The 956-nt window shown below is 50.0% G+C and carries 1 protein-coding gene; it reads right to left on the reverse strand.

Going from position 1 to position 956, the window contains the following annotated elements:
- The coding region (locus AACS90_RS03620) for a tyrosine-type recombinase/integrase (RefSeq protein ID WP_099123667.1) at positions 1–956 on the reverse strand (956 nt) is incomplete at both ends.

Below are 956 nucleotides of genomic sequence, written 5' to 3' on the forward strand. Positions count from 1 at the left end.
CTCATCAACAAAATCAGTATACAACCCCAGTTCCCGCTCCAGCGCTTTGCCCGTCACTTCCATATCAAGATCAATGTATTCCATCGTGGTCGCCACATTACGGTGCCCCAGTAAGCGTTTCACCAGCGGCAGATTACGATCCGGCGATTTCATCAGGGTCGTCGCCAACGTATGACGAAAACGGTGAGGCGAGACCGCAAAATCACACTCTTTGGACAGCCGGCGAAAGAAAGAACGGAGCTGTTGTTTTTCCCGGTTGATATCGTATTGGTAACGGGAAAGCTGGCTTGGGTGCGGGACACTCAACCGGCTGAGATCGAAAATCGGATCGTGGGCTTTCGCACCGGCAGCAACTGCCCTTGCCACTAATTTTGTCAGCCGGCGTTTAAGCGGCGGAATGATCGGTATTTCCCATTCACTGTGGTTTTTACTGCCTTCCAGCCCCAGTTCAATATAATTGCTGTCCAGATTAATATCCCGCAGCCGTAGGTGCAGTAACTGGTTCTGACGCATTCCTGTAAAACGCAATGTCGCCAGTACTGTTGACCAATACCAGGTCGGATACAGGGCACAACGCTCTCCCCGTGGGGGCATCTCGACTCTTTCTTCCTCAGCAAACTTGTCCATCAACAGATTAATGCGGTTTATCTGCGATTGACTCAAAATCTTCTTCTTTTTCTTCTCTTTTTTAGTCACGGCGTTGTTAAACGGGTTTTCGGTGTGAGGCAGCAGTTTTCGCTCCATACCGAAATTAAAAATCGCCCGCAGATGAGCCACCTTATTATTCCAGGTATGGCTTGACTGCTTTTTTTCCACTAGGAGGTGGCGCCGCCATCGCAACACATCCCGGTGAATAACCTGTGCCGGTGATGCGGCTTCTCCCATAAACCGGATAAAACCCCGTGTGACCTTGCGATAACTCCATTCGGTATCCGGTCGCAGGATATGTGAAAAAA

Origin of the sequence: Xenorhabdus sp. KK7.4 (assembly GCF_963876465.1) — a bacterium.
Taxonomy (GTDB): Bacteria; Pseudomonadota; Gammaproteobacteria; order Enterobacterales; family Enterobacteriaceae; genus Xenorhabdus; species Xenorhabdus stockiae.